Below are 284 nucleotides of genomic sequence, written 5' to 3'. Positions count from 1 at the left end.
AGGAAGTACATCTCGCCGAACACGCGGGCCAGGTCCGCGCGGTTCATCTCGTCGATGATGAGGAAGCTGGGGTGCTCGCGGCCCGAGTCGGACGTGGCGCGGGCGGCCTGGCGGCGCAGCGGCCCCGCCTGGAGGGCGAATCCGGGCTGGCCGGACTCGGTGAGGGTCGGTCGGTAGCCCTCGAAGAAGTCCTCGTAGGCGTAGCTGGGATGGAACTGCACCAGCTGGACGCGGCTCGGGTCGTCGGCGCCGGCCAGGAACCGCGCGAGCTCCTGCGCGAGGTA

Annotated in this window: 1 protein-coding gene; it reads right to left on the bottom strand. The window is 71.1% G+C overall.

Annotation, left to right across the window (positions count from 1 at the left end):
• Positions 1-284 (bottom strand): AAA family ATPase (locus tag B4M60_RS09120; RefSeq protein ID WP_291082565.1); only part of this gene is annotated, 284 nt, incomplete at both ends.

The organism is Dietzia sp. UBA5065, from assembly GCA_002415925.1.
Classification (GTDB): Bacteria; Actinomycetota; Actinomycetes; order Mycobacteriales; family Mycobacteriaceae; genus Dietzia.
This window is presented reverse-complemented; position numbering and strand designations above follow the sequence as displayed.